21 protein-coding genes are annotated in these 25351 nt (G+C 70.0%); 7 read left to right on the top strand and 14 right to left on the bottom strand.

Going from position 1 to position 25351, the window contains the following annotated elements; genetic code table 11:
- Positions 1-11 precede the first annotated feature (11 nt).
- Together ACZ6ZD_RS28525 and ACZ6ZD_RS28520 are read right to left on the bottom strand one after the other, a co-directional pair.
- Positions 12-773 (bottom strand): YaaA family protein, encoded by a 762-nt coding sequence (locus tag ACZ6ZD_RS28525; protein WP_465676995.1) that lies wholly within the window; start codon positions 771-773, stop codon positions 12-14.
- On the bottom strand, positions 770-1714 hold the full coding sequence (locus ACZ6ZD_RS28520) for an aldo/keto reductase (RefSeq protein ID WP_465676994.1): 945 nt from the start codon (positions 1712-1714) through the stop codon (positions 770-772). The genes ACZ6ZD_RS28525 and ACZ6ZD_RS28520 overlap by 4 nt, the downstream gene beginning before the upstream one ends.
- A gap of 34 nt (positions 1715-1748) precedes the next feature.
- Here ACZ6ZD_RS28520 and pepN point away from each other — a divergent pair, with 34 nt between their 5' ends.
- From pepN to ACZ6ZD_RS28495, 5 genes are all read left to right on the top strand, one after another.
- Positions 1749-4205 carry an aminopeptidase N gene (gene pepN, locus ACZ6ZD_RS28515; RefSeq protein WP_465676993.1) on the top strand — a complete coding sequence of 819 codons (2457 nt, stop codon included), beginning with the start codon at positions 1749-1751 and terminating at the stop codon, positions 4203-4205.
- A 218-nt stretch (positions 4206-4423) separates the two neighbouring features.
- On the top strand, positions 4424-5773 hold the full coding sequence (sepH, locus tag ACZ6ZD_RS28510) for a septation protein SepH (protein WP_465676992.1): 1350 nt from the start codon (positions 4424-4426) through the stop codon (positions 5771-5773).
- A 247-nt stretch (positions 5774-6020) separates the two neighbouring features.
- On the top strand, positions 6021-6428 hold the full coding sequence (locus tag ACZ6ZD_RS28505) for a hypothetical protein (RefSeq protein ID WP_465676991.1): 408 nt from the start codon (positions 6021-6023) through the stop codon (positions 6426-6428).
- A gap of 117 nt (positions 6429-6545) precedes the next feature.
- Positions 6546-10403, top strand: a complete 3858-nt coding sequence (locus ACZ6ZD_RS28500) for a glycosyl hydrolase family 28-related protein (protein ID WP_465676990.1) — start codon at positions 6546-6548, stop codon at positions 10401-10403.
- Between the two features lie 7 nt (positions 10404-10410).
- Positions 10411-11499 carry a Gfo/Idh/MocA family protein gene (locus tag ACZ6ZD_RS28495; RefSeq protein WP_465676989.1) on the top strand — a complete coding sequence of 363 codons (1089 nt, stop codon included), beginning with the start codon at positions 10411-10413 and terminating at the stop codon, positions 11497-11499.
- On the opposite strand, the gene ACZ6ZD_RS28490 is transcribed toward ACZ6ZD_RS28495, so the two are convergent.
- From ACZ6ZD_RS28490 to ACZ6ZD_RS28460, 7 genes are read right to left on the bottom strand one after another with little or no spacing between them, the layout of a single operon-like run.
- The gene (locus ACZ6ZD_RS28490) at positions 11496-12041 is read right to left on the bottom strand and encodes a GNAT family N-acetyltransferase (RefSeq protein ID WP_465676988.1); all 546 of its coding nucleotides are present in this window, start codon (positions 12039-12041) and stop codon (positions 11496-11498) included. The two genes, ACZ6ZD_RS28495 and ACZ6ZD_RS28490, sit on opposite strands and share 4 nt — an antisense overlap.
- Complete coding sequence (locus ACZ6ZD_RS28485; RefSeq protein ID WP_465676987.1) at positions 12038-13303, bottom strand: ROK family transcriptional regulator; 1266 nt, start codon at positions 13301-13303, stop codon at positions 12038-12040. The genes ACZ6ZD_RS28490 and ACZ6ZD_RS28485 overlap by 4 nt, the downstream gene beginning before the upstream one ends.
- 51 nt (positions 13304-13354) lie before the next feature.
- Positions 13355-14608, bottom strand: coding sequence for an enolase C-terminal domain-like protein (locus ACZ6ZD_RS28480; RefSeq protein WP_465676986.1), 1254 nt, complete (start codon positions 14606-14608; stop codon positions 13355-13357).
- Complete coding sequence (locus tag ACZ6ZD_RS28475) at positions 14609-15481, bottom strand: NAD-dependent epimerase/dehydratase family protein (RefSeq protein WP_465676985.1); 873 nt, start codon at positions 15479-15481, stop codon at positions 14609-14611. It lies immediately after the preceding gene.
- The gene (locus ACZ6ZD_RS28470) at positions 15478-16359 is read right to left on the bottom strand and encodes a carbohydrate ABC transporter permease (RefSeq protein WP_465676984.1); all 882 of its coding nucleotides are present in this window, start codon (positions 16357-16359) and stop codon (positions 15478-15480) included. The genes ACZ6ZD_RS28475 and ACZ6ZD_RS28470 overlap by 4 nt, the downstream gene beginning before the upstream one ends.
- Positions 16356-17276, bottom strand: a complete 921-nt coding sequence (locus ACZ6ZD_RS28465; RefSeq protein ID WP_465676983.1) for a carbohydrate ABC transporter permease — start codon at positions 17274-17276, stop codon at positions 16356-16358. The genes ACZ6ZD_RS28470 and ACZ6ZD_RS28465 overlap by 4 nt, the downstream gene beginning before the upstream one ends.
- Before the next feature lie 3 nt (positions 17277-17279).
- Positions 17280-18656 (bottom strand): ABC transporter substrate-binding protein, encoded by a 1377-nt coding sequence (locus ACZ6ZD_RS28460; RefSeq protein ID WP_465676982.1) that lies wholly within the window; start codon positions 18654-18656, stop codon positions 17280-17282.
- Between the two features lie 112 nt (positions 18657-18768).
- On the opposite strand from ACZ6ZD_RS28460, the gene ACZ6ZD_RS28455 reads away from it, so the two are divergent.
- Entirely contained in the window at positions 18769-19236 is a 468-nt protein-coding gene (locus ACZ6ZD_RS28455) for a GNAT family N-acetyltransferase (protein ID WP_465676981.1), read from the top strand.
- Here the strand turns inward: ACZ6ZD_RS28455 and ACZ6ZD_RS28450 are convergent.
- The 4 genes from ACZ6ZD_RS28450 to ACZ6ZD_RS28435 all read right to left on the bottom strand — a co-directional run bounded on the left by ACZ6ZD_RS28450 (position 19233) and on the right by ACZ6ZD_RS28435 (position 22481).
- Positions 19233-20234, bottom strand: a complete 1002-nt coding sequence (locus ACZ6ZD_RS28450) for a DUF4185 domain-containing protein (RefSeq protein WP_465676980.1) — start codon at positions 20232-20234, stop codon at positions 19233-19235. The genes ACZ6ZD_RS28455 and ACZ6ZD_RS28450 overlap by 4 nt on opposite strands.
- Positions 20235-20373: 139 nt before the next feature.
- On the bottom strand, positions 20374-21195 hold the full coding sequence (locus ACZ6ZD_RS28445; RefSeq protein WP_465676979.1) for a sulfurtransferase: 822 nt from the start codon (positions 21193-21195) through the stop codon (positions 20374-20376).
- Complete coding sequence (locus ACZ6ZD_RS28440; RefSeq protein WP_465676978.1) at positions 21192-21845, bottom strand: thymidine kinase; 654 nt, start codon at positions 21843-21845, stop codon at positions 21192-21194. Before ACZ6ZD_RS28440 ends, ACZ6ZD_RS28445 begins: the two co-directional genes overlap by 4 nt.
- Before the next feature lie 6 nt (positions 21846-21851).
- Positions 21852-22481: a hypothetical protein gene (locus ACZ6ZD_RS28435; RefSeq protein WP_465676977.1), complete on the bottom strand. Its 630-nt coding sequence runs from the start codon at positions 22479-22481 to the stop codon at positions 21852-21854.
- 123 nt (positions 22482-22604) lie between these two features.
- Between ACZ6ZD_RS28435 and ACZ6ZD_RS28430 the strand changes: the two genes are divergently transcribed.
- Entirely contained in the window at positions 22605-24227 is a 1623-nt protein-coding gene (locus ACZ6ZD_RS28430; RefSeq protein ID WP_465676976.1) for a S8 family peptidase, read from the top strand.
- Here the strand turns inward: ACZ6ZD_RS28430 and ACZ6ZD_RS28425 are convergent.
- Positions 24224-25348, bottom strand: a complete 1125-nt coding sequence (locus tag ACZ6ZD_RS28425; protein WP_465676975.1) for an alkaline phosphatase family protein — start codon at positions 25346-25348, stop codon at positions 24224-24226. The genes ACZ6ZD_RS28430 and ACZ6ZD_RS28425 overlap by 4 nt on opposite strands.
- Positions 25349-25351: the final 3 nt, after the last annotated feature.

The raw sequence follows: 25351 nt of genomic DNA, 5'->3' as shown, positions 1-25351 counted from the left end.
CGTGTGAACGCTCAGTCGTGCTCGACGACCGTCAGCGTCCACCCGGCCGCGGCCGGAGTGAGCTCCGCGTTCCACCGCTCGCTGACCAGCTTGTGCAGCGCCTTCGGCGTCCCCGGGTCCTTACCGGTCTCCAGCAGGTGCCGCGCGACCAGACCGCGGGTGTGCTTCGCCATATGCGAAACCACCGTCCGGACGCCGTTGCGCTCCCGCACCACGTTCACCGACACCCATTTGGCGGCCTGCTCCGCGCTGGGCCGCCAGGCCGCGACATACGTCGACGAACGGCAGTCGACGATCACGCCGTCGGCTCCGGTCAGTGCAGCCGCCAGTGGCTCGCGCCAGACGCCGGCCAGCGGACCGTGGCCGGGCAGCGTCGTCCCCATCGAAAGCCGGTACGGCGGCACCCGGTCCGCCGGACGCAGCGCACCCCACGCGGCCGAGACGACCAGCAGCCGGTTCGCCGCACGGCGCTTCGACCCGGCCGGCAGCGTCGCGTAGCCGAGAGCGTCGTACAGAACACCGGAGTACAGCTCCGACACCGGTACGGCGGGCTCGGTGCGCCACCGGGTGTTGCGCTCGACCTCGGGCTGCAGCGAAGCGCCGACGCCCAGAACGCCGTACGCGTCCTCGGACGCCGACACCTTGGCGAGCGTCTCCAGGACCTGCTCGCGGACCGGATTCAGCTCGGGGAACGACAGCGACTCGAAGTCGACGGCACGGCCGCGGGCCCGGCCGGTCTTGCCCTCGGAGGGCGGCAGCAGGATCAGGGTCACGTCAGCTCGTCCAGAACGGCCAGGTCGGCGGCGGTGGGCTCCCACTGCCCCGCGGCGACGTTCTGCTGGATCTGCTCGGGCGTCGAGGCGCCCGCGATCACCGACGAGACGGCGGGCTGTGCCGCGAGGCCGCCGATCGCCACGTCGATCATCGACAGGTCACGCTCGGCTGCGAACGTCTCCAGCGCCTCGAGCTTGTCGAAGTCGGCATGCTCCAGCCGCTGCGGCTGGTTGACCAGCCGCGTGCCCTCCGGGGCGGCCTCGCCGCGCTTGTACTTCCCGGTGAGCAGCCCGGACGCGAGCGGGAAGAACGGCAGGATGCCGATGCCCAGGTGCTCGCAGGCGGGGACGAGCTCGTCCTCGACGTCGCGCTCGAGCAGCGAGTACTGGTTCTGCGCACTGATGAAGTGCGCCGAACCGCTCGTCCGCGCGGCCCAGTCCGCGTCCACCACCTGCCAGCCCGCGAACTGCGAGCTGCCGATGTAGCGAACCTTGCCCTCGGCAACCAGCTCGGTGAGCGCGGCGAGCGTCTCCTCGATCGGCGTCACCGGGTCCGGGAAGTGCAGCTGGTAGAGGTCGATCCAGTCGGTGCCGAGCCGGCGCAGGCTGGCCTCGACCGCCCGGCGGATGTAGCGCCGGGAACCGCGGACGCCCCAGTCCGGTCCGTTGTCGCCCTGCATGTCGCCGCCGAACTTGGTCGCGACGACCACCTGGTCCCGGCGGGCGCCGAGCGCGTTGCCGAGCAGCTGCTCGCTCGCGCCGTGCTCGCCGCGGTAGATGTCGGCCGTGTCGAACAGCGTGATCCCGGCGTCGACGGCGGCGTTCACGACCGCGTCCGTGGCGGTCGCGTCCAGCCGGCGTCCGAAGTTGTTGCAGCCCAGACCGACCACACTGACCGTGAGGCCGGAGTCACCCAGTTGCCGGTACTCCATAGTGCTCATGGGGAGAGCCTAGTCATTGCATAGAGTGGCTGACATGCCGAGCCTCTCCGTCGACGGCGCCCGCACCCGGGCCGCCGCGCTCTCCGTCCAGTCGTACGACGTCGATCTCGACCTCACCCAGGGCGATCGCACGTTCTCCTCGACCAGCACGATCCGGTTCACGGCGTCCGAGCCGGCCAGCTGGGTCGACGTCAAACCGGACGAGCTGCTCTCGGTCACGCTGAACGGCGCGCCGGTCGACGTGGCCGGGCTGACCGACGGGCGGCTGGAGCTGACCGGTCTGCAGGCCGACAACGTGCTGGTCGTCACCGCGACCATGCTCTACACCCACGACGGCGAGGGCATCCACCGCGCGGTCGACGCCGCCGACGGCCTCGTCTACACCTACGCGATGTCGTTCCTGGACGCCGCGCCCCGGATCTTCGCCTGTTTCGACCAGCCCGACCTGAAGGCGCCGTACCGGGTCAAGGTGACCGCGCCGGCCGAGTGGCTGGTGCTGGGCAACGGCGCCGCGACGCAGGTCTCCCCCGGGCGCTGGGAGCTGGCCGAGACCAAGCCGCTGTCGACGTACTTCGTCACGATCGTCGCCGGGCCCTACCACCAGGTCACCGACGAGCACGACGGGATCCCGCTCAGCCTGGTCGCGAAGCAGTCGCTGAGCGCCGAGCTGGACCGTGAGGCCGAGGACCTGTTCCGCGTCACCAAGCAGTCCTTCGACGAGTACCACCGGCTGTTCGGCTACCGGTACCCGTTCGGCGAGTACCACCAGGCCTTCGTCCCGGAGTTCAACGCCGGCGCGATGGAGAACCCGGGCTGCGTCACCTTCCGCGACCCGATGATCTTCCGCTCGGCCGCCACCGAGGGCGAGCGCGGCGTCCGCGCCAACACCGTCGTGCACGAGATGGCGCACCAGTGGTTCGGCGACACGGTCACGATGCAGTGGTGGAACGACCTCTGGCTGAACGAGTCGTTCGCCGAGTACATGGCGCACCGGGTGTCGATGGCCGTCACCGAGTACCAGAACAACTGGACGGACTTCGGCTTCGTCCGCAAGTGGTGGGGCCTGCAGGCCGACCAGCGCTCGTCGACGCACCCGGTCGCGGCCGACCCGGTCAAGGACGCGCTCGACTCACTGAACGACTTCGACGGCATCTCCTACGCCAAGGGCGCGGCCGCGCTCAAGCAGCTGGCCGCCTACCTCGGGGACGACGTCTTCCTGGCCGGTGTGAACGCGCACATCCGGGCCAATGAGTTCGGCAACGCGACCTTCGGCGACCTGCTCGCCAAGTGGACCGAGGCCGGCGCGGTCGACATCGACTCCTGGGCGCAGGCCTGGCTGCGGACGCCGGGGGTCGACACGATCAGCGCCGTCCGTACGGCCGACGGCATCAAGCTGCGCCGCGTCGCTCCGGCGGCGTACCCTGCGGCCCGCCCGCACCAGCTGACCGTCGACGGGTACGACGCCGACGGCGGGGTCACGACCGTCGACGTCCTGCTCGACGCGGACGAGGTCGACGTCCCGCTGGATCCGTCGGTCGCGGTCGTCGTCCCGGACGCCGGTGACGACACCTGGGCCAAGATCCGGCTCGACGCCGACAGCCTGGCCAACCTGACCGCCGTCCTGCCGTCGATCAGCAGCGGCGTGACGCGCGCCGTCGTCCTGAACAGCGTCCGGGACTCCGTCGCCGACGCCGAGCTCGACCCGGCGCTCGGCTTCGACATCCTGCTCTCGATGCTCGCCGTCGAGAGCACCGACGTCGGCGTCACGACGATGGCGCAGTGGGCCGAGACGCATGTGCTCGGCGGCTACCTGCCCTACGAGGAGAACCGCGCGCGGATCGAGCAGGTGCTCGCTGACCGGCTGCCGACCGTGGACGCCGGGACGAGCCTGCAGCTGGCCGTCGTCCGGGCGTATGCGCGGTTCAGTGCGCAGGCCGACGTCCTGCGTGGCTGGCTCGCCGGGAACGACGTCCCTGACGGCGTGACGATGGACGACGAGCTGCGCTGGAAGGTCATGCTGCAGCTGGCCCGTCTCGGCGCGATCGGTGCGGCGGAGATCGAGGCCGAGCTCGAGCGGGATTCGTCCTCGGCCGGGCGGGTGCACGCGACCCGCTGCCGGGCCGCGCTGCCCGACGCGGCCGCCAAGGAGGCGGCGTGGGCGACGATCATGTCGGACCCGGATGTCGCGAACTACGATCTCGAGGCCGCCTGCGACGGGTTCTGGCACCCGGCGCAGCTGGAGCTGACCGCGCCGTACGAGGACCGGTACTTCGCCGAGGTGGCCGGCGTCGCGAAGCTGCGGTCCGGCTGGATCGTGGCGACCACGGCGCTGCTCGCGTTCCCGCGGTACTCGATCGACGAGCGGGTGGTCGCGCGCGGCCGCGACATCGCCGCCGACGAGGGCGTCGCCTCCGGCATCCGGCGTTCGGTCGGCGACCGGGCCGACGACATCGCGCGGGCCGTCGCCGTCCGGACGGCGCACCGGGGCTGAGCTGGGGTCGTTCGGCGCGACTCACCAGGGTCCTGCGGTCGCGGTCCCGGCAGGTTGTGACTACTGTGACTGATGTGACTCACAGGGCCCTGGTGAGCAGCGAAATTGTGATTTCGTGACGTAACCTCCACAATGACCGGCCGGTACGGCGCGCCGGTCTTGGTCCGGCCCGGTGTCCCGGGAGAGACTGTCGAGAACCGCACAGGAGAACAAAGGCAATGCGCGAGGCGAGGCTCGTCGGTCTGAGCCAGGATGGCAAGCAGCTCATCCTGGCGATGTCCGAGACGGGTGAGGAGTTCGCCGTCCCGGTCGACGACCGGTTGCGTGCGGCCCTGCGCGGCGACCGTGCCCGACTCGGCCAGCTGGAGATTCAAATGGAGAGCGCGCTGCGGCCACGAGACATCCAGGCTCGTATCCGCGCCGGCGAGAGCCCCGAAGCGGTGGCCGCGGTCGCCCAGATGCCGATGGAGCGCGTGATGGCGTTCGCCGGGCCGGTGCTGGCCGAGCGCGACCACATCGCGAACCTGGCCCAGCGCGCCTCGGTCCGCCGCAAGGGCGGCGCCGACGCCCCGACCCGCAATCTCGGCGCCTGGGTCACCGAGCGGCTGCGCATCCGCCACGTCGACCCGGCCTCCGCCGACTGGGACGCGTGGCGCCGCGACGACGGTCGCTGGGCCGTCCGCGTCTCGTACTTCGTCGAATCCGACCAGGTCGCGGAGGAGAAGGACGAGAAGATCGCGATGTTCGCCTACGACGCGCCCGGGCGGTACGCCGTCCCGGACGACGACGAGGCGCGCTGGCTGGTCGGCGAGCAGGCCCAGGTGGTCGCGCCGCCGCTGCAGCCGATGCCGCAGCCCGGCGAGCGCCGGCTGACCGCGGTCGCCGATATCGATCTGTCCGTCGCGCCCGATCACGGCGCCGACTCCTACGAGGCCGGCTTCGAGGACACCGTCAGCCTGCCGCGGCGCAACCACCCGCCGGCGCGCGAGGTCCGCGAAGCCGACATCCCCTACGGCGCCGAGCCGGCCCACGACGATCGTGGGCCGCGGCGCGGTGAGCCCGCCCGTGAGCTCGCCCGGGACGAGCGCGGCCCGCGCCGCGTTCACGCCGTCCCGAATCCGGACGACGAGCCGACGCTGATCGACGTCCCGATCGAGCAGCCGCCAGCGCTGCATCCGACCGTCCGCGCGGTGGAGCGCCCAGCGCCGCCCGTGGCCCAGCCGGTGGCTCAGCCGACCGAGCGCCCGACCCAGCCGGTGGCTCAGCCTCCGGCCGAGGCGCCGGAGGCCACGTCGCCGGAGGAGCGCGCCGCCGTCCAGCCGACGCCGTTCCCCGACCGGCCGGTCGCTCGTCAGCCGGAGCTCCCGGCCGAGCCGCCGCGGGTCGAGCCGGAAGTTGCCCCCGAGCCCGCGCAGCCTGTTGCCGAGGCTCCGGCGGCTGCCGTGGAGGAGCCCGCTGCCGAGGCTGCTCCGGCCGAAGAGCCCAAGAAGAAGCCCGCCCGGCGGAACTCCAAACGCGCGAGCGTCCCCAGCTGGGACGAGATCATGTTCGGCAAGAAAGCCGACTGACCCGCTCACTCCGAAGCCCGCACCGCACCCGGTGCGGGCTTCGTTCTGTGCTGCGTCAACCAGGTGACGGACAGTCGTCCCGGATGGCGGACAGTGTTTGTGGTGCGCGTCCGGCTCTGCCATGATCGTCCGCATGCAGATGCTGCTGTGTTGTTGCTGTTGTCGCTGACGCGCGCCGTCTGAGGCGCTCGAGGCCCTGTCCACTTGGCCCGCCCGCCGACACCAGCACACACAGGAATCAGCTCTGATGAATCTTCCGGCCTTTGCCGATCTTCTCGCGTCCCGCGGCCTCCGCCTGCTGCCCGGCTCACACGCCGTCCCGGTCGAGCTCCTCGTCGAGCTCCCCGACGCGACCATCGGCCACTTCACAGCCCGCGGCACCACCCTCCGCCTCAGCCGCTACGCCCCCGACGCCCTGATCTCGATCACCATCGCCGCCGAATGCGGCTGCGGCGACCACCACCCCCACACCGGCCCCGACCGCGTCACCCTCAGCCGCTACGCCGTCCCCTTCGAACAACACACCATCGACGGCGAGCTCCTCTTCGGCTGGCGCCACCACGAAGCCGGCCTCCTCACCCTCCCCGACGCCGCCACCCACTTCTTCACCCTCCTCGAAACCCTCCTCACCCGCCAACTGGTCGGCGTCGCCTGACCCCACCCGACCACCGTCTCCAGCGGGTGGATCGCAGGCTCTTGAATTAGTAACACGCTTGGTTTAACTTATCGGCGCTTGGCCTGTGTGCTTCCGGACCGCCACCTGGAGACCCGTATGACCAGACGTCTGCTTGCCCGGTTCTTGCCCGCGTTGTTGCTTGCCGGTGCTGTTGGGGTGCCGCAGGCGCAGGCGGCGACGATGTATCCGAGTGGGGTGGGTGCCGATCTTGGGCCGGCGCCTACGACGCTCGGGGTGAAGCCGGCGGCTGGGGATGCTCCGGCCGGGTTGCGGACGGGGACGGAACAGGGGCGCGGGTACTGGCAGACGGATCGGGCTGCTGGGACGGGGTACCTGGAGTTCGATGTCGATCGGGATTACGTCGACGAGATCGGTACTGACGACGTCCTGGTGACGGTGACCTATCTCGACAACGGCTCGGGGACGCTCGAGTTGCAGTACGACGCCGCGGACAACCCGCAGGCGGATGCGACCGACGTCCAGCTGGCCGGGAGCGGGCAGTGGAAGACCGGGATCTTCGCGCTCAGCGACATCGGCTTCACGAACCGGCTCGGGGACGCCGATATTCGCGTGTTCGGCAGCGGTGACGTGACGATCGGCAGCCTGCGGATCAGCACGGCGGGCGCCTCGGTCGAGCTCGGTACGTCGCCGGTGCAGTCCGGGATCAGCCCGCGGCCTGGTGACCGCGGTGAGAGCCTGGTGACCGGCGTCCAGGACGGCCGTACGTACTGGCAGACCGACCGCACCGCCCCGGCGCCCGGCATGTCGTTCTTCTACATGAACATCGCGGACACCTACCTCTACAACAACTCCGGTCTCGTCCTGGTCAGCATCGACTACTTCGACGCCGGCAACGGCCAGTTCGGCCTGCACTACGACTCCCCCGGCACGACGATCCCGGACATGTTCAAGAACTCCGAGGTCGTCACCTACGGCAACACCTCGACCTGGAAGACGCACACGTTCGCGCTCCCGGACGCCGTGATGACCAACCGCTCGAACGGCGGCGACTTCCGGATCCACAACGGCGACGGCGCGGTCGATCTCAAGGTCGCGGCCGTCCGGGTCGCCAAGGTCGCCAGCACGCTCAACGTGACCGAGGGCCTGCTCGATCTGATCAACACCGCCGCGCGCACGGAGAAGGCCGCGCGCGAGGGGACGCGCGACGGCCAGTACCCGGCCGGGAGCCGCGCGACCCTGCGCCAGGCGATTGCCGACGCGCGCACGGTGGCGAACACGCCCGGCGCGACCGACGTCCAGGTCAAAGCGGCGCTGCAGACTCTGCAGTCCAAGCTCGACGCCTTCACCGCCTCGATCGTCGACACCAACTTCGCCCGCACCGGTACGCCGTCCGCGAGCGGCGGCACCGGCGTCGCGAACCTCAACGACAACAACCACCAATCCGCCTGGACGAGCGGCGCCGGCGACTCGTGGATCCAGCTCGACCTCGGCAAGGCCCGCCCGCTGAACGACGTCCGCGTCGAATGGGCCCAGGCCTTCTCCCCCGACTACAGCGTCCAGGTCTCGAACGACGGTCAGAAGTTCACGACCGTCGGCCGGACCGGTTCGCCAGGTGGCAACCAGTTCAGCCGGACCAGGTTCGCGACGACCTCCGCCCGGTACGTCCGGGTCGCGATGACCGGCGCCGAGTCGTTCATCGTCCGCGAGCTGCAGCTGCGGCTCACACCGGTCGGGACGCCGAAGCCGCGCCTGGTCGACACCGTGCACCCGACCGAGGACGGCGTGATTGCCGACTTCGACGCGACGGCGTACGGCGCGGACCGGACCGGCCGGAAGGACTCGACGAAGGCCATCCAGCAGGCGATCTACGCCTGCCAGGACGCGGGCGGCGGGACGATCTGGCTGCCGGCCGGCAAGTACAAGGTGACCGACACGATCGAGGTGCACGCGTTCTGCACGCTCCGCGGCGACCGGCGCGACCCGGACGGCCGTACCCAGGACGGCCGCGACCGGCGCGGGCAGGCCGACTACGGGACGACGGTCGTCGCCGACCTCGCGCCCGGTGACGACGGGCCGAGCCTGTTTCGGATCGGCGGCAGCGCCGGCGTCCTCGGCGTGACGACGTACTACCCGAACCAGAACGCGACCACCCCGGTGCCGTACGGCTACACCTTCGAGGTTCCAGGCGGCGCCTGGATCGGGAACGAGAACTACATGATGTCGACGATCGCCGACATCACGATGCTCAACTCCTACCGCGGTATCGGCATCAGCACGCTGCCCAACGACCGCGGCAACGCGCCCAGCTCCGGTCAGGTGCACGAGTCCACGACGATCCGGAACATCCGCGGAACCGCTCTCTTCGAGGGCGCCCGGGCCTACAACGGCGCCGACGTCGGCACCTGGGAGAACGTAGCCTTCAGCAACGCCTACTGGGCGGCCGCACCGCGCGCCTTCAACCCGCCGGCCCGGGCCGCGCTCGACACCTGGACCCGGGCCAACGGCACCGGCCTGGCGCTCGGCGACCTCGAGTGGGACCAGTTCCACCGGATCGCGCTCTCCGACTACCGCACCGGGATCCACATCGTCCGCGGCCAGCGGGCCCAGTTCACCGGTAGCTTCCACGAGCTGGACATCCGGCGGACGAACGTCGGCGTCCTGGTCGACGAGATGGACAGCCGCTGGGGCTGGCAGGTCGCGGGCGGCCGGATCGAGGGCAGCCAGCAGGCCATCGACAACAACTCCCAGGGCTACGTGAAGCTGACCGAGGTAGCGCTCTCCGGCGCTCTCGACGGCGTGATTCACCAGATGCCCGGCAAGGCGCCGAGCTACACCCAGAGAGCGCTCCCCAAGCCCGTTCAGCGCTTGTACGTCGCGGCCGCGCCGCACGGGATCGGGTATCTCCCGGCCGCCGATGCGACCGCCGCTGTCCAGAAGGTTCTCGACAAGGCCGGCAAGACCGGCGGGATCGTCTACCTGCCCGCGGGCTGGTACCGGATCAGCACGCACCTGCGCGTCCCGGCGAACGTCGAGCTGCGTGGCGCGTCCGCCGTCCCGAACCGCGACCAAGGCGGCGCCAGCTACGGGACCGTCCTGCACGCCTTCGAGGGCCGCAACCAAGCCGATGGCACGCCGCTGATCACCCTCGGCAAGAGCAGCGGCATCCGCGGGCTGCGCGTCTTTTACCCGGAGAACAACCCGGGCAGCGCGGACGGCGTCGTCCCTTACCCGTACGCCGTTCGCGGGCACGCGGGCGCCAACTACGTGATCAACTCCGGCTTCCCGAACACCTGGAACGGGATCGACCTGCGCGGCGACCGCACCGTCGTCCGCAAGGTCGCCGGAGCCTTCTTCGACCACGCCATCCGCCTCGGCGCCGGTCGGGACGCCCGGATCGAGGGCGTGCTGTCGAACGGCAACGCGGTCACCCGGACGGGCTACCAGCAGCCGTACTGGATGGACGAGGGCCGGATCTTCGAGCTCGTCATCGACAAGTACATGCGCAAGACCGCGAAGATCGTCACCGTGGACGGCGCCACCGGGGTCAACCTGCTGAACGTGTTCGCCTACGGCTTCCACGACGGTCTGGTCGTCAACAGCGGTCAGGTCCAGGCGATCAACCTGGGCACCGACAACCTCGGCGACGGCGGTTTCACCGTCAGGGTCGCCCAGGGCGCGGTCGAGGTCACCAACATCGCCCGCTACAACGGCGCGACGCTGTCCGGGCCGGCGCTGTTGCGCAACGTGATGGCGATCAACATGGTCCAGCGGAGTGTGAGCGTCGAGGCGAACGGGAACGGTACCGTCCGGATCAGCGGGAACGCATCCGAGCCCGGGAAGTACGAACCCGGCGCGCAGGTGACCGTGACGGCGACGCCATCTTCGGATAGCGTTTTCCAGAACTGGACCGTGGCCGGGACCGTGGTCTCGACCGAGCCGTCGTACACGTTCCCGGTGAGCACGGACCAGGTCCTGACCGCGAACTTCCAGTAGGAGCGAGATGGCTGACACAACCCAGCAGGTCGCGATCGTCGGGTGCGGCATCATCGGCCGCACCCACGCCGACACCATCGCGGCGCGGCCCGACGCGACCGTCACCGCGCTGGTCGACAGCGACCCGGCCGCGCGCGAGGCGCTGGCGGCGCGACTGAAGGAAGCCGGTCAGCCCGAGCCGACGCAGTACGACGACCTCACCGCCGCGCTCGGCGGCGGTGAGGTCTCACTGGTCGCGATCTGTACGCCGAGCGGCACGCACGCGGCCCTGGCCGAGCAGGCGCTGGACGCGAAGAAGCATGTCGTCATCGAGAAGCCGCTCGACGTCGAGCTGACCCGGGCCCGCCGCCTCGGCGCGGCGGCCACCCGGGCCGCGAACCACGGCATCATCTCGAGCGTCATCAGCCAGCACCGGTTCGACGCCGGCAGCGCCCAGGTGAAGCAGGCCATCGACGCCGGCCGGTTCGGTCAGCTGACGTCGGCGACCGCGTCGGTCGCCTGGTGGCGCAGCGACGAGTACTACGCCTCGGCCGGCTGGCGAGGCACCTGGGAGCAGGACGGCGGCGGCGCCCTGATGAACCAGGGCGTCCACACCGTCGACCTGCTGCTCTGGTTCATGGGCCGCCCGGTCAGCATCTACGCCCAGGCCATCCGGGCCGCGCACCACGCGATCCAGGTCGAGGACACCGTCGTCGCCACACTCACCTTCGAGAACGGCGCGGTCGCCACCCTGCACGCGACGACCGCGGCCTTTCCTGGTGGCCGGACGCGGGTGTCGGTCCACGGGACCGAGGGCGGCGCCGAGGTCGAGGACGACCTGCTCGCCCGGTTCAACGCCGACGGCCAGAAGGAGGACCAGTCCATCGACGCCGGCCCGCCCGGGGGTCACGAGGCGCAGTACGACGACATCTTCGCGGCGATCGCCAACAACGAGCAGCCCGGCATCACGGTGAACCACGCGATCGACGCGCTGGCCACGGTCCGCGCGGTCTACATCGCGTCGACCCTGCAGCGCCCGGTCAAGTTCGTCGACGTCCTCGAAGGCCGGTACGACGACATCGACGTCTCGCGCGGGATCGGCCTCCCGCCGAGCTAGAGCGGCCGGTTGTGCAGGACTCGCTGGAACAGATGCGAGTCCTGCCAGGCGCCTCCGATGTAGAGGTACTCGGTCGCCGTCCCGATCTGCTGGAAGCCGGTACGCCGAAGCACGGTCTGTGACGCCGTGTTGGCCACCTGTGTGCTGGCGGCGAGCCGGTGCAGCTTGAACTCGGATTCGGCGATCTCCGCGATTGCCTCCACCGCGGTGGTCATCAGACCGCGACCGACGTACTCGACCGAGAGCCAGTACCCGAGGTCGGCGCTGCGCAGGCAGCCGCCGATCACGTCGCTCAGCCCGATCAGACCGGCGACGCGCTTGCCGTCGGCGAGCATCCACGTCCCGCCGCGGCCCTCCGCGTAGCGCTCCTGCAGCGCGACGATCCGCTCGCGCTGGTACTCGCCTGTCAGCCAGGCAGCCGGCCGATCCGGCTCCCAGCGCGCCAGATGCCGGCCACACCGGCGGTACGCGTCGGCCAGCTCGGGGCCGTCGTCCGGAGTGAAGAGGCGCAGCTCGATCCCAGGAGCGAGTTGGAGCGTCACTTCGGCAGCCTACGAGCCTGACTCGAGCCGCTCACCCGTGGGGTGAACGCGTCGTGGAAGATCGTCGACGCGGCGCCGACCGCGGCCGCGTCGGTCTGCAGCATCGACTCCTCGACGGCCACCGGGCGGATCGCCCGCGCGACCGGATGCGCGTTCACCGCGCGAGCGACCTCGGTCATCAAGATGTCCGACACCTCCGGCGCGAACGCGGGCCCGCCGAGGACGACGAGCTCGATGTCGAGCAGGTCGACCAGGCCGACCGCGCCCTGGCCGATCACCTGCGCGATCCGGGTGGCCGCCTGGCGGGCCGGCTCGTTCCCCGCGGCGACCGCGCGGCAGACCGCCTTGTAGCGCTTGGCCTCGTCGGTCGCTGTCGCGTCGGTCTCGACGTACCCGTACTCCGCGGCGATCACCGGTAGCGAGGCGGTCGGGTTGCACTCGGGCAGCATCCGCGGGCCGCTCTCGGCGTCCCACTCCCCCATCCGCAACGCGGCGACCTGGCCGAACTCGCCGGCGTTCGCCGTCCCGCCGCGGTAGATCGACCCGTTGAGGATCAGGCCGCTGCCGACGCCCGTGCCGAGGTAGAGGTAGGCGAAGTCGCGGGCGCGCGCCGAGCGGCCGATCCAGCGCTCGCCGATCGCGGCCGCCGTCCCGTCCTTCTCGACCAGCACGGGGTGCTGCAGCTTGCCCTGGAGCAGATGGCGGATCTTGAGCCCGCGCCAGGCCGGCTGCAGCGGCAGGGCCTGCAGCGAGCCGTCGGCGTCGATCGGCCCCGGGACGGCGACGCCCACGCCGAGCATCGACTTCAGGTCGACCTGGCTGATGCTGAGCGCGGCGGTGACGGTCGCCGCGACCAGGTCGATGAGTTTGTCGGTCGGCAGGTCGTCGGCCAGGTCGACCGTCTCGCGGCGCACGATCGTGCCGTCCAGGTCGACGACGGCGACCGTGAGGAGCTCGGGGTCGAGGTGGATGCCGACGGCGTGCGCGGCGTTCGAGCGCAGGCGCACCGGCGTCCGCGGCTTGCCGAGCCGCTCGGCGCGCTCCTGCGCCTCTTCGACCAGCAGCCCCTGCTGCAGCAGGATCCGCAGGATCCGCGAGACCGACTGCTGGGTCAGCCCGGTCCGCCGGGAGATCTCCGTCCGGCTGACGATCCCCGCGAGCCGGATCGTCTCGATGATCACGGCCTCGTTGAAGGACCCCAGGTCGTACTGGTTGGCCCCCGCGCGTCCCGGCTCGTCGAAGCCGTCGTCGGCCGTCACCATCGTGCACCTCCCCGTCGTATCAGCCGTGATCGTACTGCGCTCACGGCGTCGTCACGGCGCTTCGAGCGCCCCGTCGATGCGTCGCACCCCGGCCGCCCACTCATCGTGTCCGGACAACTCCGCCGGATAACGGGCCGCCGCCTCCAGATCCAGGCCGATCCCCCAGCCCGGCGTGTCGTTCGGCGTCAGCCAGCCGTTCTCGATCCGCAGCGCGCCCGGGAACACCTCGTACGTCGCGTCGTTGTAGAGATGGCCCTCTTGGATGCCGAAGGCAACAGATGTGACGTCGAGCGCGACATTCGCCGCGGCCCCGATCGGCGAGGTGTCGCCGGGCCCGTGCCACGCCGTCCGGACGCCGCACAGCTCGGCCAGGTCGGCCAGCTTGCGCGCCGGCGTCAGGCCGCCGATGTCGGAGACATGCGACCGGATGAAGTCGACGCCGCCGTCGCGGACGAGCCGGACGGCGTCCCCCATGGACGTCGTCAGCTCGCCGACCGCCAGCGGGACCGGGGACGCCGCACGGACCTCCGGCAGCCGGTCCCAGTGCTCAGGCGGCAGCACGTCTTCCAGGAAGAACAGGCCGAACTCCTCCAGCGACCGGGCGAGCAGCACGGCCTCCTTCGGTGTGAGGCGCGAATGGACGTCGTGCAGCAGCTCAGTGTTGGCGGGCAGCGCGTGCCGAGCCTCGGCGAACAGCTCCGGAGTGGCTCGGAGGTAGTCGCGGGCCGACCAGCCGTTGCGGTACGGCGCGTCCGGGTACAGCGTCGGGACCTGGGGAGCGCCGTACCCACCTCCGCCCGGCGTCGACATCTGGAGCCGGACGTGGCGCAGCCCCTGGGCTACCAGTTTCTGCGCGTGGTCCAGCGTTTCGTCGATCGTCCGGCCACTGGCGTGCAGGTAGGTGTCAGCCGCGGCGCGGACCTTGCCACCGAGCAGCTCGTAGACCGGCATGCCGGCGCGCTTACCCGCAATGTCCCAGAGCGCCTGGTCGATACCGGAGATCGCGTTGTTGGTGACCGGGCCGCCACGCCAGTAGCCGCTGAACCCGGCCAACCGGGTCAGGTCGCCAATGTCGCCGGGGTACCGGCCGATCAGCAGCCGGGCCAGATGCTCGTCGACGAACGTCTGCACCGCCTTCCAGCGCTGTGTGAAGGTCGCACAGCCGAGCCCGTACAGCCCCGGCTCGGTGGTGTCGATCTTCACCACGACCAGCGGGATGCCCTGCGGCGCGGTGACGATCGCCTTGACCGCACGGATCCGGACGTCGTCCCGGACCGGCCAGGGCTGGTCGAAGTTGGAGGGCATTCAGAGCTCCAGAGTGGGGAGGTCGAGTTCGTACCGGGCCTGGAAGCCCAGCACGGTACGTACGGCGGTCAGGTCGATCGGGACCTCCCGGCCGACGAACCGGCGGACGCGTGGTACGTCCGGCGCGAAGGCGTCGAGCAGCGCGTCGGTCCGGTACGGCGCGTTCGTCGTACCGGCGGCCACGAAGAACGTGTGCGCGCCGGACAGCTCGGCGGTCAGCCCGAGCTCGATCGCGGTCGCGGCGTCGCGGGTGTCCAGGTAGCTCCAGGCCTCGCGCAGCCCGGCGGCCGGCTTGTCCCGCAGCTGGTCGGCCTGCGCCTGCAGGACCGCGGCCGAGTTGGTGTGCGGGAAGCGCAGGGCGACCACGTCGATCCCCCAGCGCCGCCACGCCATCCGCGTGGTGTTCTCGTCGTTCTGCTTGGACAGCGAGTACGCGTCCGCGATGTCGACCGGCATCCGCTCATCCCACGGGTAGTAGGCCGGGCGGACCTCGTGCAGGTTGAACGGGAGGCCGATCGCGTTGATGCTGCTCGCGACCACCGCCCGCTTGATCCCGAGCGCACCGGCCTGGGCCAGCACGTTGAACGTCGACACCACATTGATGCTGTAGACGTCGTACGGCGTACCGGCCGACGGATGCGCCAGAGCCGCGAGATGGACGACGTACTCCGCGTCGGTCAGCGCCGTCGCGACGTCGGACTCGGATCGGGTGTCGCCGATGAGCACCCGGTCCGCCTTCAGATCCGGATGCTCGGCGTTCGACAACGCTGTGACCAGCGCGCCGAGCTCGTTCAGCCGCTGGACGGCGACCAGCCCGATCCGCCCGCTGGCGCCGGTGACGAGCACTCTTCGGCCGTTGAGCGCAGATGTCATTCCTTGATGCCTCCCGACATTCCGACACCTTTGAGGAACTGTTTCTGGAAGACCAAGAACAGCACGACCGGGATCAGCACGGCCAGGAACAGCGCGCTCATCTGCAGGGAGATCTCGGTCGTCTTGGCCACCCGCGGCAGCGCGACCGAGATCGGCTGCAGGCGCGGGTCCGGCAGCACGAGCAGCGGCCAGAGGTAGTCCTTCCAGGAGCCGATCACGGTCAGCAACGCGACCACGCCGACGATCGGCTTCGACAGCGGCAGGATCAGCGCGGTGAACATCCGCAGGTTGCTCGCGCCGTCGATCCGGGCCGCCTCGATCAGCTCGCGCGGGATCGAGTCGAAGTACCGCTTCATCACCAGCACGTTGAACGCGCCGGCCGCCGAAGGCAGCCAGACCGCCCAGAACGTGTTCTGCAGGCTGACCCCGAGCACGGGCATCTTCAGGATCGTCATGTAGAGCGGGACGAGTGAGATGACACCGGGCAGGAAGAGCGTCGCGAGGACCGCGCCGGTCACGACCGGGCCCCACTTCGGCCGCAGCACGCTCAGCACGAACGCTCCCGTCGTACAGACGAACAGCGTGGAGAGCATCGAGCCGATCGCGATGATCGCGGTGTTGCCGAGGTAGGAGCCGATCTGGACGCGGTTCCAGGCGTCCGGGATGTTGCGCCACTGGATGCCGGACGGCCAGAGCTGCATCGGGCCGCTGAGGATGTCCTGGCTGGTCGAGACGCCGGACTTCAGCAGCCAGAGCAGCGGGCCCACGCCGGCCACCAGGACGCCGATGAAGATCAGCACCTGGATGATCGGCAGCCCGATCCGGACGGCCGTGCGCTGCCGGTCCTTGGTCGAGATGATTCCGCGCTCGTGACTCATGTCGTGCTCCAGCGGCGAGTGACGAAGTGGTAGACGACCGACAGCACGCACAGGACGCCGGCCAGCAGCACACTCAGCGCGGTCGCGGCGCCGAAGTCGCCGTTGATGAACGCGTACCGGTAGATCAGCAGCAGGATCGTGGTGGTCGCGTTGTTCGGGCCGCCGCCGGTGAACAGGAACGGCTCGGTGAAGACCTGGAACGTCCCGATCAGCTGCAGCAGCATCATGATGAAGATGATTCCGCGGATCTGCGGGAGCGTGACGTGCCAGACCCGGCTCCAGATCCCGGCGCCGTCCAGCTCGGCCGCCTCGTACAGCTCGGTCCGGACGCCGGTCAGCGCGGCCAGGTAGATGATGGACGTCGCGCCCGCGCCGGCCCAGGTCGCCTCCAGGACGATCGCCGGCATCGCGAGACTCTGCGAGTTCAGCCAGGCGAACGGCCCGATGTCGAACCAGCCGAGGATCGCGTTGAAGACGCCGGACTCGCTCGGGTCGTAGAAGAACGTCCAGAGCAGGATGGCGGCCACCGGCGGGACGACGGCCGGCAGGTAGGACAGCACGTTGTAGAGCCAGCCGGTGCTGCGCAGCTCGCTGACGAACACGGCCAGGAACAGCGGGACCGGGAATCCGAAGACGAGCGCGAGGGCGGCGAAGTACAAGGTGTTGAGCGCGGCCTGCGGAAGCTGCGGGTCGGTCAGCACGTAGCTGAAGTTCGCCATCCCGACCCACTCGGGCGCGGTGACCAGGTTGTTCTTCTGGAAGCTGAGGACCAGGCCGCGGACGATCGGGCCCCAGGAGAAGTAGAGGAACGTCAGCACCAGGGGGACGGCGAACAGGACGGCGCTGAGCCCGCCGGAGCGGTACCAGGTCACGATCGACCCGGTACCGCCGCGGCTCTGCTTGGTTGACTGGAACATGGGCTACCGCGCGAGGCGCGCGTCGATCTTCGCGGCGGTGTCGCCGAGCAGCTTGTCGATGTCGGCGTCCTTCTTGGTCAGCACCTGCTGGACGACCGGGTCGAGCAGCGAGTAGACCTCCTGGCCCTTGTTGCCGGGCTCGGGCAGCAGCTTCAGCGACGTCGTCGACTCGACGTAGCCCTGGAACTGCTTGACCGGCACGTTCACGAACGGCTCACGCCACTTGTTGTACTGGTCGTACGTCTCCTGGCTGAGCGGCGTGATCCCGGGCCGGCCGACGAAACCCTTGTCGGCGATCGTGGTCTCGGCGTCCTTGACCGCGACGTCCTGGGAGGTGAACTTGTCGAACTGGTCGAACTTGATCCACTTCAGCGCCGCGACGATCTCGTTCTTGGTCGCCTTCGGGCTGATCATCTTCAGCGAGCCGCCGGTCAGCGTGCCGTGCGGGCCGCCGTCCTGCGGGAGCGCGCCGTGACCGTAGTCCGCCGGTTTCATCGCGAAGTTCTTCACGCTCATGTCGTAGGCGTCCGGCGCCTGCATGACCATGCCGATCTTGCCGGCGGCGAAGTCCTGACGGACCTCCTCCTGGTTGTAGAGGAAGCGGCTGCCCATCGAGTTGTCGGTCCAGCGCATGTCCTTGAGCAGCTGCAGGGCCTTCTTGGTCGGCGCGTCGTCGAAGGTCGACTTCTTGCCGTCCTGGCTCTGGACCGTGCCGCCCATGCTGTAGGTCATCGTGGTCAGCATCCAGCCGCCGGTGTTGTTCGTGGTCAGCTGCGCGTAGCCGGCCTTACCGGTCTTCTCGGTGATCTGCTTGGCGTACTGCCGGACCTCGTCCCAGGTCGTCGGCGGCTTGTCCGGATCGAGGCCGGCCTGGGTGAACAAGGCCCGGTTGTAGGCCAGCCCGACCGAGAACACGTCGATCGGGACGCCGTAGATCCGGCCCGCGCCGTCCTGGACGATCTTCAGCACGTTCGGGTTCAGGTCCTTGGTCAGGTCGACCAGTTTCAGCTCGTCGGTGATGTCCGGCAGCTGCTTGTTCGGGATCATGTTGGCCGGCTCGGTGAAGCTGATGCTCATCACCGTCGGCAGCGTCCCGCCGGCCACCTGGGCCTGGAACGTCTGCGCCTGCCAGGCGGTCTCGGTCGACTTCACCGTGATGTTCGGGTGCTTGGCCGTGAAGTCCTTGATCTTCTGCTCGAACGCCTTGATGTCGTTCGGCTTGTCGGGGGTGGGCCGGTCCCCGATCGTGATCGTGACCGGCGCGTTCTGGTCGATCGCGCCGGTGCTGTCCGCGGGCGTCGTACCGTCGGCGCACGCCACCAGGCCGAGCGCCAGTCCCGCCACGCCGACCACGGCGCCCAACCTGCTCACACTCTTCATGCGAACTCCTCACAGGGGAATTTCGAGTAAGTTAAACCAAGCGTGTTACTAACTCAAGAGCCCAGCGATAACTGCTGGAACCGACCCGGGTGCGCCCGGCAGGATGTGTCCCATGCTGATTCGCGCGGCGACTGCCGCTGACCTGCAGTTTCTGACCGCCATGTTGCTGGAGGCCTACAACTGGGACGGGACGCCGGTGTTCACGCTCGAGAAGCTGCTGGCCGACGACAACGCGTCGCCCTACATCAAGGGCTGGCCCCGGCCGGACGACGTCGGCGTGGTCGCGGAGGTGGACGGCGTCCCGGCGGGAGCGGCGTGGGCGCGGCTGATCCCTGGCGGCTACGGCTATGTGGCGGACGACGTACCGGAGCTGACGCTCGGGGTCTCCCCCGATTTCCGCCGCCGCGGCGTCGCCCGAGCGCTCCTGACGGCGCTCATCGATGCCGCGCGAGCCGCGTCGTACCAGCGGCTCGCGCTCAGCGTCGACGCGGCGAACCCGGCGGCCGGCCTCTACCGGTCGGTCGGCTTCACCAAGGTCGGCGTCTCGGGGACGTCCGACACGATGGTGATCGAGCTTTAGCCGAAGCCGCGGACGCGGAACTGCATGGAGCGGTAGGGCCAACCGGCGTCCGTCTTCCACTGGCTCACCGATAGGTGCAGGTCGGAGAGTGTGGAGCCGGGGATGATGTAGCCGCCGTAGAGCTGGGCGACGTGGTTGTCGTTCTCCTGGCCCCAGGCGCCGCCGTAGATGAGGGTCTGGCGGTGGGCGGTGTAGAGGTTGGACGTCGGGGTGTCCATGATGATGCCGTCGATGCGGTAGTCGCCGGCGTTGAACCAGGTCAGGATCCATTTTCCGCCGAGCGGGCGCAGGCAGAGTTCACCGAAACTGCCGTTCAGGATCGGCGTCGCCGGGTTGCCCCAGCCCCAGGCGTTGTTGCGGAACCCCCACGGCTCGTACGCCGCCGGGTTCGCGAGCTGGTTGCTGCGGACGCGTTTGAGGATGATCGGCTTGTTGCGCTGGAAACCGGTCGAGTACACGTAGACGTACCCGTCGTTGCCTTCGCCCCAGGTGATGCACTGGAACAGTCCGCCGTCCAGGTTCGGGGCGAACTTGGCTCCCGTGTGGTACCAGTTCGCGCCCGAGTTGTCGCTGCGCCAGATCTCGGTCCAGACGACGTTGCCCAGGCCCTTGTTCACCATCACGTGCAGGTACATCGACCCGCCGATCGTGATCACGTCCGACGGCAGCACCGTCGAGAACGTCGGGTTGTCGTGCGGATAGTCCCAGAACTGCTGCGCCGCCGCCCCGCCCACGGCCCCCGACCACGTCACTCCCCCCGCCAGATTCGTCGTCGTCGACCACAACCCCACCGGCGACCGCCACCACCCACCCCCGACCCGCGCCTGCTCGAACGTATCCCCGAACACGTACAACGTCCGCCCGTCCGGCGTCCGCGCCGGGATCCCCAGATCCGTCCCCGCCATCCGGAACCGATCCGTCAACCCCGGCCCGGTCAAGTCCTTCACCTTCGTCGTCACCACCGCCTGCGCCCCCACCAACCCAGCAGCAGGCACCACCGCAACACCCTTCAACACAGCCCTACGCGAAACCTTCATCGAGAACTCCCAAACTTCGAGGCGGCCGGGAAATCGATTACTCCCGACACCGTCCAAGAGCGGTCCGACGAAGTCAACCCTTTACACGGACGCCGACGGGTCAGGCGGGGCCGGTGGCTATGGGGCGGGTGGGGTCGGTGATCCAGTCGGACCAGGAGCCGATGTAGACGGGGGCTTGGAGGCCGAGGGTGGTGAGGGCTAGGGCGGTGTGGGCGGCGGTTACGCCGGAGCCGCAGTAGGTGGCCAGGGTGGTGTCGGCGGTTACACCGTGGTGGGCGAAGTAGGTCTGGAGGTCGGCGGGCGGCTTGAAGTGGCCGTCGGGGGTGAGGAGGGCGGCCATGGGGGTGTTGACGGCGCCGGGGATGTGGCCGGCGACCTTGTCCATGGGCTCTACTTCGCCGGCGAAGCGCTCGGGGGCGCGGGCGTCGAGGAGGACGCCGGACGCCGCTACCTTCGCGGCGCCCTCGGCGTCGATGAGGGGGAGGTGGCCGGGGGTCGCGGTGAAGTCGCTTGAGGCGGCGTCGGGGACGGCGGTGGTGAGCTCGCCGCCGGCGGCGCTCCAGGCGGACAGGCCGCCGTCCAGGACTCGTACGTCGGTGAGGCCGAAGTAGCGCAAGATCCACCAGGCGCGGGCCGCGGCCAGGGAGTTGGCGTTGTCGTAGACGACGACCGGGGTGTCGGCGGTGGCGCCGGTACGGCGGGCCAGGGCGGTGACGGTGGCCGCGTCGGGGAGGGGGTGTCGGCCGGGGCCGGGAGCGCCTGCCAGCTCGGTGTCCAGGTCGACGAAGTGGGCGCCGGGGAGGTGGCCGGCGTCGTACGCTTCCCGCCCGGGAGGGCCGGCCAGGTTCCAGGTGGCGTCGATCAGCACCGGCTGCGGCTCCAGCGCGCGCAGTTCGTCGACCGAGATCAGGGGACTGCTCACGATGCGGCTCCTCCAAAGGGCAGGACTTCGGGTGACAGGGTGGCGCGGGCCCGGGCCTGGGTGAGCCGGCGCCGGTGGTGGCGACGGCACAGCACCTCGTACGCCATCTGCGACGCGTTCGACTCGATGTCGCCCACTGCCAGCTGCTCGCCCTCGGTCACCATCTCCCCACCGATCGTACGGGCGTTGTGCGTGGCCCTCTCACCGCACCAGCACAGCGCCTCCACCTGCAGCAGCTCCATCCGGTCCGCCAGCTCGACCAGCCGCGCGGACCCCGGGAACAGCGTCGCCCGGAAGTCAGTCAGGATGCCGAAACAGAACACGTCGATCTGCAGCTCGTCGACCAGCCGCGCCAGCTGCTCGATCTGCAGCGCGCTGTAGAACTGCGCCTCGTCACACACCACGTAGTCGATCCGCCCGCCCTGGGTCAGCTCGTTCACCACGTGGTCCCAGAAGTCGAACTCGGCCCGGACCTCGATCGCCTCCGCCACCAGCCCGAGCCGCGACGACAGCACCGACTCCCCCGCCCGGTCATGACTGGTGAAGATCCGCCCCCGCCTCCCCCGCGCCTTGTGGTTGTGATCCATCTGCAGCGCCAGCGTGGACTTACCGCAGTCCATGGTCCCGGTGAAGTAGAGCAGCTCAGCCACGGGCGATCATCCTGCCAAGTCAGCCGACCGCCCCGCACTCCGGGGTGTGTCGCGGCGCCTGGAGACGGCGTGGGCCAGCTCGTCGGCCAGCTGGATGAGGATGAGCAAGGCGAGGCAGACGAAGAAGACGGCGAAGGCGGGCCACATCCAGCGCGGCCTGCGTACGGGCGTCGGATCTTCCCCGTGCAGCCGCCTGATGTCGTCAACGACGAGCTCGATGAGCACCTCGTCGTCGGCGTCGATCCGGGAGTTTCCCGTCGCCAACGATTTGCTCAACGTGAAGATCCGGCGCGCCTCAGCTTCGGTGAAGTTGCCCAGCGCACCGCCGGTCTGTTCAGGTGGCTCCGGCGTCACCCGCAGCTGCTTCGGGTACCAGGTCACCTCATCGTGCGGCCGCGGCCAGCTGTGGTGCTCGACGGCCATCCGGTCGCCGTCGATGTCGTTGATGTAGAGGTACCCCTCGGAGTACCGCTCGCCCGGTGTCGCGTACCGGACGCCGTACTTCGTCGGCGGGTCGCCGGACCGCTGTAGGCCGATGCCGCTGACGATCAGGCTGGGGACGCCGATCGCGATCGTCAGCAGGAGGGCGCAGCCGACGACGAGTTGGCGGCGCGTCGGGGGCTTGTCGGTCGGCATGGGGTCAGGCAAGCACGGGGTGGTTGTCGGGAGGGTTGGGTGGCCGTTAGCTGCCGACATTCCGTGGACTGGACTTGGGAATGAGCCGTCGGCCGGTTTGAATGGGATGTGCGCAAAGGTCTGGTGCTGGGTATTGCGGTCGGGTTGACGGCTGCCACTTCGTTGACGACGCCTGCGGTGGCGGTGCCGACGGCGGGGTCGCGGGCGTATTTCGTGATCACGGAGCCGCGGCAGACGGCGCGGGTGACGGGGGCGATCACGCAGGGCGGCGGGTCGGTGTACGCCGCGTACGACGAGATCGGGGTGCTGGTCGCGCATTCGAACGCGACGGACTTCGCGAGCAAGATGCGGAGTACGAGTGGCGTGCAGAAGGTGGGCGCGACGCGGACGAGTGATCTGCCGCCGGACGTCGGGGCCCCGGCGCTGCCGCAGGAGCCGGCGCAGAGTGCGACGACGGCGGCCGAGGTCGACCGGTCGGACATGACGCAGATCGGCGCCGACCGGGCCTGGGCGAAGACGCTGGGGTCGAAGGCGGTGACGGTGGCCGTCCTGGACACCGGGGTCGACGATCAGCACGCGGATCTGAAGGCGAACTTCGACGCGTCCAAGTCGGCGTCCTGCGCGTACGGCAAGGCCGACACGCGGCCGGGCGCCTGGCGCGACATCGGCGATCACGGGACGCATGTGGCCGGCACCATCGCCGCGGCGAAGAACGGCGTCGGCATGATCGGCGTCGCGCCCGGGGTGAAGGTGTCGTCGATCCGCGTCGCCGAGGCCGGCAGCCAGCTGTTCTTCCCGGAGAACACGGTCTGCGCGTTCATGTTCGCGGCCGCCAAGGGCGTCTCGGTGACGAACAACAGCTACTACGTCGACCCGTGGATGTACCTCTGCCCCTCGGACCCGGACCAGGCCGCGATCAGCGAGGCCGTCCGCCGCTCGGTCGCGTACGCCGATGCCAAGAACGTCGTCAACGTCGCCGCCGCCGGTAACGAGTCCTACGACCTGTCGAACAAGGCCAGCGACGACACCAGCCCGAACGACTCGACCCCGGTCGAGCGCCCGGTCGCCAACGACTGCATCAGCCTGCCGACCGAGCTGCCGAACGTCGTCGTGGTCGCCTCGGTCAACGGGACCGGTGCGAAGTCCGGCTTCTCGAACTTCGGCGTCGACAAGATCACCGTCGCGGCCCCCGGCGAGAACGTCTACTCGACCGCCCCCGGCGGCGGCTACAAGTCCAACAGCGGTACGTCGATGGCGTCGCCGCACGCGGCCGGCGTCGTCGCGCTGATCCGCAGCGCGAACCCCAAGTTCACCCCGGAGCAGGTCCGCGCGAAGCTCGCCCAGCAGGCCGACGACATCGCCTGCCCGCCCGGCGCGTCAGCCGGTTGCCAGGGCAGCGCCGCCAAGAACTCGTACTACGGCGAAGGCCTGATCGACGCCGCCGAAGCGGTCGGCGCGGGCCCGGGCCAGGCCAAGGGCGGCCTGTCGGTGACCAAGCCCGGTGACCAGCTCGGCGTCGGCGGTTTGCCCGCCGCGCCGCTGCTGATCAAGGGCATGGGCGGCAGCGGCACGATCAGCTACACCGCGACCGGTCTGCCGCCGGGTCTGGAGATCAACCGCGAGCGCGGCTGGATCACCGGCGTCCTCACCCCCGGCCAGGGCCGGTACAAGGTGACGGTCACCGCGCGCGACGGTGAGGCGAAGGTCGCGTCGTCGAGCTTCTACTGGAACGTCTGGAGCTTCTAGCGCCCCGGGTCGACGAGCAGCGGGATCTCCATCTCGTCGGCGGTCAGGGAGCCGTGCAGACCGATCAGCCCGGCCTCCTGCGGGTACCGCCGGCTGGCGACCAGGGCCAGCGGCCCGAGCGCGGCCACGACCACGTCACCCAGCCGCGGCGAGACCCGGTCCTCGACGCCGCCGAACCAGCCGCGCCCGATCGCCTCCTCGCGGCTCAGCACGAGCGCCCGGTCGCCGAGCCGCTCGCGGTAAGTCGCGAGGACGTCGTCCAGCGCGCCGTCCACGCAGTACAGGTGCCGGAAACGCGATTCGCCGCCGACCAGCCGCAGCCCGGCGGTCAGCGCGGGCTCCGCATCCAGGTCGACGCGGTACTCCGGGGCGACGTCGATCATCCCGTGGTCGGCGATCACGACGAGGACGGCGTCCCGCGGGAGCGCGGCCCGGACCTGCGCGGCGAACGAGTCGGCCGCGACCAGCTCCTCCTCCCACTGCCAGGACTCCGACCCGTGGCCGTGGCCGATGTAGTCGAGCTGCGAGTCGTAGACGTAGACCAGGGACGACGCCCCTTCGCGGCTCGCGAAGCGGGTCGCATCCAGCCGGTCCTCGATCGTGTCCGCGCCGCGATGCAGCGTCCCGCGGAAGGCCGACCTGGTCAGCCCGGACTTCTCGAACCGGGCCTTGCTGACGTTGCGCGTGACGACGCCGGCCGCGGCGACCCGGTCGAAGACCGTCTCGTGCGGCTGCCACTGGAACGGGTCGACAGCGGCATCCCACTGCAGCGCGTTCAGCAGGCCGCCGGTCGCCGGGACGATCGACGTGTAGCCGACCATCCCGTGCGCGCCTGGCGGCAGACCCGTCCCGAGGCTGGTCAGACTCACCGCCGTCGTCGACGGCACCCCGGCGGTCAGGCTTCGCCCGGTCGGCAGCAGCGACGCCAGGTACGGCGCCGCCTCGGCATGACGGCGCAGCAGCCCCCAGCCGAGCCCGTCGAACAACAGGACGGCGTACCGGCTGGCGGGCGGCAGGTTGAGCGGGTTGGCGAAGCCGGGAACGGACAGCGCCCCGGCCACCGAGGGCAGGACGTCGGCGAGCGCGCCGCCGCCGTACTGCGGGCTGACCGGGACGATCACGGC

Source organism: Kribbella sp. NPDC104218 (genome assembly GCF_055584105.1).
Note: the sequence above shows the minus strand (reverse complement) of the source record. Positions and strands in the feature narration are given on the sequence as shown.